Raw genomic sequence first — 6208 nt, 5'->3', positions numbered from 1 at the left:
CGGAGGGGGGACGGGTGGAGGGGGGGGAGGTGGAAAGGCCTCCGCCCCCCCCCCCCCCCCCCCCCCCCCCCCCCCCCCCCCCCCCCCCCCCCCCCCCCCCCCCCCCCCCCCCCCCCCCCCCCCGAGGCGCGTGCCGAGCGGTTCGCCTGCTTCTACGCAAGGCGCGCCGAACTCGCCGGTGCCTGTTCGGTGTTGCCCGCCTCGGCGGCTGGCGGCGCGGTCACCGCGCCGGCCCACGCGCTGGGGCACGACCAGGCGGTGAGCGTCCGCGCGCTGCGGAACCGGTGCTCCGCCCCCGTGACCGGATCGGTGAACTCCAGCGTCCGCGCCAGCAGTTGCAGCGGACGCTGGAAGTCACCGGCCGGCACCGGACCGGTCACCTCGGGATACAGCGGATCGCCGAGGAGGGGCACGCCGAGCGCGTTCATGTGGACGCGCAGCTGGTGGGTCTGCCCGGTGGCCGGTACCAGGCGGTAGCGGGCGAGCCCGTCGGCCGCGCGGTGCTCGATCAGTTCGATGCGGCTGACGGCGTTCGGCTCGCCCGGCACCTCGCGGGCGGCGAGCACCCCCCGCTCCTTCACGATCCGGCTGCGCACCGTCCGGGGCAGGGCCAGGCCGGGATCGTACGGGGCGACCGCCTCGTACTCCTTGCCCACCCGGCGGTCGCGGAACAGCGACTGGTACGCGCCGCGTTCCCCGGGCCGCACCGTGAACAGCACCAGCCCGGCGGTGAGCCGGTCCAGACGGTGGGCGGCGCCGAGCGTCGGCACCCCGAGCTCCCGGCGCAGCCGCGCGAGCGCCGTCTCCGCGACGTGACTGCCGCGCGGGGTGGTGGCGAGGAAGTGCGGCTTGTCGACGACGACGATGTGCTCGTCGCGGTACACGACCTCCAGCGGGAAGGGCACCGGCACCTCGGCGGGCAGCTCCCGGTGGAACCACACGAACATCCCCGGCACGTACGCCGCGTCCGGCGGTACCGCCCGCCCGTCCGCCCCGACGACCAGACCCGCGTCGAACATCCCGTCCACGACCCCGGCGTCCGCCGTGAGCCGTTCCGTCAGGTGCTCGCGCACCGTGGCCCACGGCCCCCCGGCGGGCAGCCGCACCCGCACGGCGTCGATGCCCTCGCGCTGGGGGAGGGGGGAGGGCGGGGGCGGGGTACGGCGTCTCATCGCGGCCAAGCGTACGGTGCCGGAAAACCGGCAGCGCACGGTGCCGGGAGACCGGCCGGAGCCGCCCGGCCCGCGCCGGGGGCAGGGGCCGCTCCGGGGGCACGGGCGGCTCCGGGTGCGGATCAGGCGGCGGGCGCGCCCTCCTGCTCCGCCTCGACGCGCGCGTTCCAGTCCCGCTTGGAGGCCTGCCAGCCGTCCTCGTTGTGGCCGAGGCGCCAGTAGCCGGAGATCGACAGGTCCTCCCGCGGGATCTGCCGCTCGACCCGCAGCAGACGCCGCAGTTCCTTCACGAAGTGCGCCTCGCCGTGCACGAAGGCGTGCACCCGGCCCTCGGGGAACGGGAACGCCCGTACGGCCTCCACCAGCGCCTCGCCGACCGGCCGGTCCCCGCGGTGCAGCCAGACGACCTGCACGCCGGAGTCGATCTTCTGCTCCTCCTCGGGGCCGGAGACCTCGATGAAGGCGTGCGCCGTGGCACCGGCGGGCAGCGCCTCCAGGGAGCGGGCGATCGCGGGCAGCGCGCTCTCGTCCCCGGCGAGCAGGTGCCAGTCGGCGTCCGGGTCGGGGGCGTAGGCGCCGCCGGGGCCGTTGAAGCGCACGGTCTCGCCCGGGCGGACGTGCGCCGCCCACGGGCCGGCCAGGCCCTCGTCGCCGTGGATCACGAAGTCCAGCGTCAGCTCGCGGTGGACCGGGTCCCAGGCCCGCACGGTGTAGGTGCGGGTGACCGGCCACTGCTCCCGCGGGAACTCCGCCCGGATCCGCTCCACGTCGAAGGGCTCCGGATAGCTCACGCCCTCGGGCGCGAACAGCAGCTTCACGTAGTGGTCGGTGCAGGTGTCGGCCGAGAAACCGTCCAGACCGTCGCCGCCGAGCACCACCCGCTGCATGTGCGGGGTCAGCCGCTGGGTGCGGACGACCTGAGCGGTGCGGGGCTTCCGCGGCCTGCGGTCCGGTCGATCTGCCATGGAGGCCTCCCTGTTCCGAGCTTAGGTTTGCCTAAGTTAGCACCTTCCCCCAGTGAACACCCCTTTCGTGAGAACCGGATGAACGGCCGTCGCCGCCCGCGTCACGTCCCGAGCGTCGTCAGCAGCCGCCGCAGCGATCCGCCCAGTCCCCAGCGCGCCTCCAGCGCCTCCAGCGCGGCCGGGTCCCGCGGGGCGCGCGGCAGCTTCGTGTCGACGCCGGGCAGCGGTACGTCGGCGGCGACCCGGACCACCTTCGGCGCCACCGCGAGGTACGGCCGCGCCTCGTCGAGCCGCTTTCGCTGCGACGGCGTGAGCTTCGCCTTCGGATCGTCCACCGCGGCCATGATCCCGGCCAGGTCCCCGAACTCGGCGAGCAGCTTCGCGGCCGTCTTCTCGCCGATGCCGGGCACGCCCGGCAGGCCGTCGCTCGGGTCGCCGCGCAGCAGCGCCAGGTCCGCGTACCCGCTGCCGTCCACCCCGTACTTCTCACGCAGCAGCGCCTCGTCGGTCAGCTGCAGCATGCCGACGCCCTTGAGCGGATACAGCACCCGCACCCCGCGCGCGTCGTCGACCAGCTGGTAGAGGTCGCGGTCGCCGGTGACGATGTCGACCGGGCCCTCGGCCCGGGCGGTGAACGTGCCGATCACGTCGTCCGCCTCGTATCCGGCGACCCCCACGCGCGCGATGCCCAGCGCGTCCAGGACCGCCTCGATGACCGGCACCTGCGGCGACAGCGTGTCCGGCACCTGCTCCTCGTCCGGCCCCGCCGCGTGCTCCTCGGCGACGCGGTGCGCCTTGTAGGAGGGGATGAGGTCGACCCGCCACCGCGGGCGCCAGTCGGCGTCCATGCAGGCCACCAGGTGCTCGGGACGGTGGTCCTGCACCAGGCGGTCGATGAATTCGAGCAGGCCGCGCACGGCGTTCACCGGCGTGCCGTCCGGGGCCTTCACCGACTCGGGGACGCCGAAGAAGGCACGGAAGTAGAGCGAGGCGGTGTCGAGAAGCATGAGTCGTCCGGTCACGCCTCGCATCATGCCGTACGGCACCGACAGCCACCCGCGGCGAGCTGCCGTCGCCCGCTGCCACCGCCTGCGGCCACCGCGGCCACTGCAGTCACGCGGTCACTGCGGTCACTGCGGTCACTGCGGTCACCGCAGTCACTGCCTTCGGCCGTCGCCTGCGGGGACCGTCGTGAGAGGGGACCCTGGAAGAGGAGTCGTGATGAGATGGAGTCGTATCCGGGAGCCCCGGCCCAGGGCCGGCGCGTACGGAAAAGATCCGGCCAACCACGGAACGCCACCTGGTCGCCCCGGCCGGGGGATCCGCCGGGAGCGCGGACGAGCGCACGTGCCGTTGCCCGCGGGCCGTCCCGCCCCGCTGGTCAGCCTCTTCGGTCCCGGGCGGTGCCGCGGCGGGGCGGTCCGCCCGGAGCTCGCGCGGAACTCATCCGCCGGGGAGTGGTGGCGCGTTGAACGCACGCCGTCCTTACCGGTGTGTGACGAGCACGTGAAACGGTTTGCCGAACATGCGTAAGGTGCAGAGAAGTCATCAGGACCATGGCCGTCACGGACCGACGAGGCGAAGGAGGGAGCTGCGATGGGCGACCACAAGGACGACCACAAGGACCAGCCCCTGCGAGTGGGCGCGGCCGTGCGGCGCCGGCGCCGGGCGCTCGAGCTCACCCTCGCCGTCGTGGCCGAGCGCAGCGGCCTGTCCGTGCCGTTCCTGAGCCAGATCGAGAACGACCGGGCGCGGCCCAGCCCGACCTCCCTGGAGAAGGTCGCCGACGCCCTGCGCACCACCGCCGTCGAGCTCCTCGCTGCCGCGGACCCCGCCTGCAGCGTCGACGTCGTGCGTGCCGAGGGCGTCGAGACCGGGCCCGAACCGCGCATGCGGTCCCTGGTGCGCGGGCACCACCAGATGCACGCGCAGGAGTTCACCGGAGACCATGACGCGGGCCGCGAGTTCCAGTACCGCAACGACCAGTTGATGTACGTGGCCGACGGCGCCGTGGAGATCGAGGCGGAGGGCCGCGCCTACCGGCTCGGCCGGGGCGACACGCTGTACCTGACGGGCGGGGTGCGGCACCGGTGGCGGGCCACGGTGGCGGACACCCGCCTGATCGTCGTCGCGGTGGCCGAGCACATCGAGGCGGTCCGGGGCCGGTCGCGTCGGTGACCGGGTCCGTCTTCCACGTCCCGTCGGTGATCCGGGTCGTCTCCCTCGTCCCGTCGCTCACCGAGGCCGTGGCGGTCTCGGCGCCGGACGCCCTGGCCGGCGTCACGGACTGGTGCACGCACCCGCCGGACCTGGCCGTCGCCCGCGTCGGCGGCACCAAGAACCCCGACGTCGAGCGGATCGTCGCCCTCGCCCCCGACCTGGTGATCGCCAACGAGGAGGAGAACCGCGCGCCCGACCTGGACGAGCTGCGCACAGCCGGCGTCGAGGTCCTGGTCACCGAGGTGCGCGACGTCCCGCAGGCCTTCGCAGAGCTGGCCCGGGTGCTGGCGGCGTGCGGTGTCCGGGCCCGGCCGCGCTGGCTGGACGAGGCCGAGCGGACGTGGGCGGCGCTGCCGCCGCCGGAGCACCGCGTCACCGCCGTCGTCCCCGTCTGGCGCCGGCCCTGGATGGTGCTGGGCCGGAACACCTTCGCCGGTGACGTCCTCGCCCGCCTCGGCGTGGACCACCTGTACGCGACCCACCCCGACCGCTACCCCCGCGTCCCCGTCGAGGAACTGCGGGCGGCCGCCCCGGACGTCGTCGTCCTGCCGGACGAGCCGTACCGCTTCACCGCCGACGACGGACCCGAGGCCTTCCCGGGGTCGGCCTGCGCCCTGGTCAGCGGACGGCACCTGACGTGGTACGGGCCGTCGCTGGCCGAGGCGCCGGCGGTGCTGGCCGGGGCCCTGCGAGCAGCTCGCCGCTGACCACGCCGCGTGCCGTGAGCACGGCGGCGGTGGCCCAGGCGGCGACGAGGAGGCCGTAGAGGGCCACCGCGAGCCCGTCGTACACGGCCAGCCCGGTGTGCCGGCCCAACGCCTCCGCCCCGGTGACGCAGGTGCCGACCGGGAAGGTGAACGACCACCACGTCATCGTGAACCTCATCCCGTGCCGCCGTGCCCGGACCACGTGGGCGGCGGCGAACGCGCACCACAGCAGCGCGAAGCCCATGACGGGCACCCCGTACAGGACGGCGAGGACGGTGAACCCCGCGCGGTACGGGTCCGCCACGGCGCCGGTCGCCGAGTCCGCGAACGCGCCGACGGCGGTGGTCGACTGCCCGAGCGGCCCGAGCACCAGGAACAGCGTGGGCGTGAGGGCGAGCGGCAGCGGCCCGCCGGTGATCAGCCGGGCGAAGACCATCGGCAGCGTGACCAGAATGGCCAGCAGGCTGAGCCCGAACATCGCGACGCAGGCGAGGAGCAGGGTCTCGCGGGGCTGGCCGGCGGGCAGGTACGGCACCAGGCGGGGGCCGAGCGCGGCGGACACCATGGGCGCGACGAGGGGCAGCAGCCACACGGGCGAGGCCTGCCCCGGCCCGGTCTCGTGGCGTACGGCCATCAGGTACGGGACGGCGACGGCGGCCGTGAGTCCCACGGCCGTCCCCGCGGTGAACAGGGCCGCGTCCAGGGCGACCGCGCTCGGTTCGCCGATCCAGTCCCGGCCGACGGCGAGGGCGCCGCCGCCGACCGCCAGCAGGGCCATGGCCAGGCACCCGTAGAAGGGGGCCGTCGCCGGGTCGAGGAGGTGGGCGCGGGCCTGGTCGCGGTGGTGGGTCCAGTGCAGGGCGCGGGCGGCGAGCAGCGCCACCAGGAGGGCGAGGGACAGCGCCCAGACGGCGGCGCAGGCGGTGCGCAGGCCGGGGATGCTGCCGGGCAGCCCGGCTCCCGCCGTGGCGACGGCGGCGGTGCCCATGACGGCGGCGTACCAGTTGGGTCCGAGGTGGCGGACGGCACGGGCGCGCGGGCGGAGCGGGGTGTGCGGGAGGACCGGAGCTGCGGTGACCATGCCCTGATCGTCCCGTGGCCGGACGCCCGCCACCAGGGACCACCTCTGTATCAGGGCATAAGC

Annotated in this window: 6 protein-coding genes; 2 read left to right on the top strand and 4 right to left on the bottom strand. The window is 75.1% G+C overall.

Features of this window, described 5'->3' with window-relative positions:
- Window positions 1–152: 152 nt before the first annotated feature.
- From ACZ5GT_RS12700 to ACZ5GT_RS12690, 3 genes are all read right to left on the bottom strand, one after another.
- Complete coding sequence (locus ACZ5GT_RS12700) at window positions 153–1172, bottom strand: RluA family pseudouridine synthase (protein WP_469020177.1); 1020 nt, start codon at window positions 1170–1172, stop codon at window positions 153–155.
- Between the two features lie 122 nt (window positions 1173–1294).
- Entirely contained in the window at window positions 1295–2137 is an 843-nt protein-coding gene (locus ACZ5GT_RS12695) for a siderophore-interacting protein (protein WP_469020172.1), read from the bottom strand.
- Between the two features lie 101 nt (window positions 2138–2238).
- Complete coding sequence (locus ACZ5GT_RS12690) at window positions 2239–3168, bottom strand: 5'-3' exonuclease (protein WP_469020318.1); 930 nt, start codon at window positions 3166–3168, stop codon at window positions 2239–2241.
- Between the two features lie 565 nt (window positions 3169–3733).
- Between ACZ5GT_RS12690 and ACZ5GT_RS12685 the strand changes: the two genes are divergently transcribed.
- Both ACZ5GT_RS12685 and ACZ5GT_RS12680 read left to right on the top strand, forming a co-directional pair.
- Window positions 3734–4315, top strand: a complete 582-nt coding sequence (locus ACZ5GT_RS12685) for a helix-turn-helix domain-containing protein (protein ID WP_469020167.1) — start codon at window positions 3734–3736, stop codon at window positions 4313–4315.
- A gap of 29 nt (window positions 4316–4344) precedes the next feature.
- Window positions 4345–5064, top strand: coding sequence for a helical backbone metal receptor (locus ACZ5GT_RS12680; RefSeq protein ID WP_469020316.1), 720 nt, complete (start codon window positions 4345–4347; stop codon window positions 5062–5064).
- Here the strand turns inward: ACZ5GT_RS12680 and ACZ5GT_RS12675 are convergent.
- A complete protein-coding gene (locus ACZ5GT_RS12675; RefSeq protein WP_469020162.1) occupies window positions 4976–6145 on the bottom strand; it encodes a TDT family transporter in 1170 nt (389 codons plus the stop codon). The genes ACZ5GT_RS12680 and ACZ5GT_RS12675 overlap by 89 nt on opposite strands.
- Window positions 6146–6208 lie beyond the last annotated feature (63 nt).

The organism is Streptomyces sp. NPDC031340 (assembly GCF_055569945.1).
Note: the sequence above shows the minus strand (reverse complement) of the source record. Positions and strands in the feature narration are given on the sequence as shown.

Coding starts and splice junctions, on each gene's coding strand:
- ACZ5GT_RS12700 (WP_469020177.1), bottom strand. CDS start 1,172: ATGAGACGCCGTACCCCGCCCCCGCCCTCCCCCCTCCCCCAGCGCGAG.
- ACZ5GT_RS12695 (WP_469020172.1), bottom strand. CDS start 2,137: ATGGCAGATCGACCGGACCGCAGGCCGCGGAAGCCCCGCACCGCTCAG.
- ACZ5GT_RS12690 (WP_469020318.1), bottom strand. CDS start 3,168: ATGCGAGGCGTGACCGGACGACTCATGCTTCTCGACACCGCCTCGCTC.
- ACZ5GT_RS12685 (WP_469020167.1), top strand. CDS start 3,734: ATGGGCGACCACAAGGACGACCACAAGGACCAGCCCCTGCGAGTGGGC.
- ACZ5GT_RS12675 (WP_469020162.1), bottom strand. CDS start 6,145: ATGGTCACCGCAGCTCCGGTCCTCCCGCACACCCCGCTCCGCCCGCGC.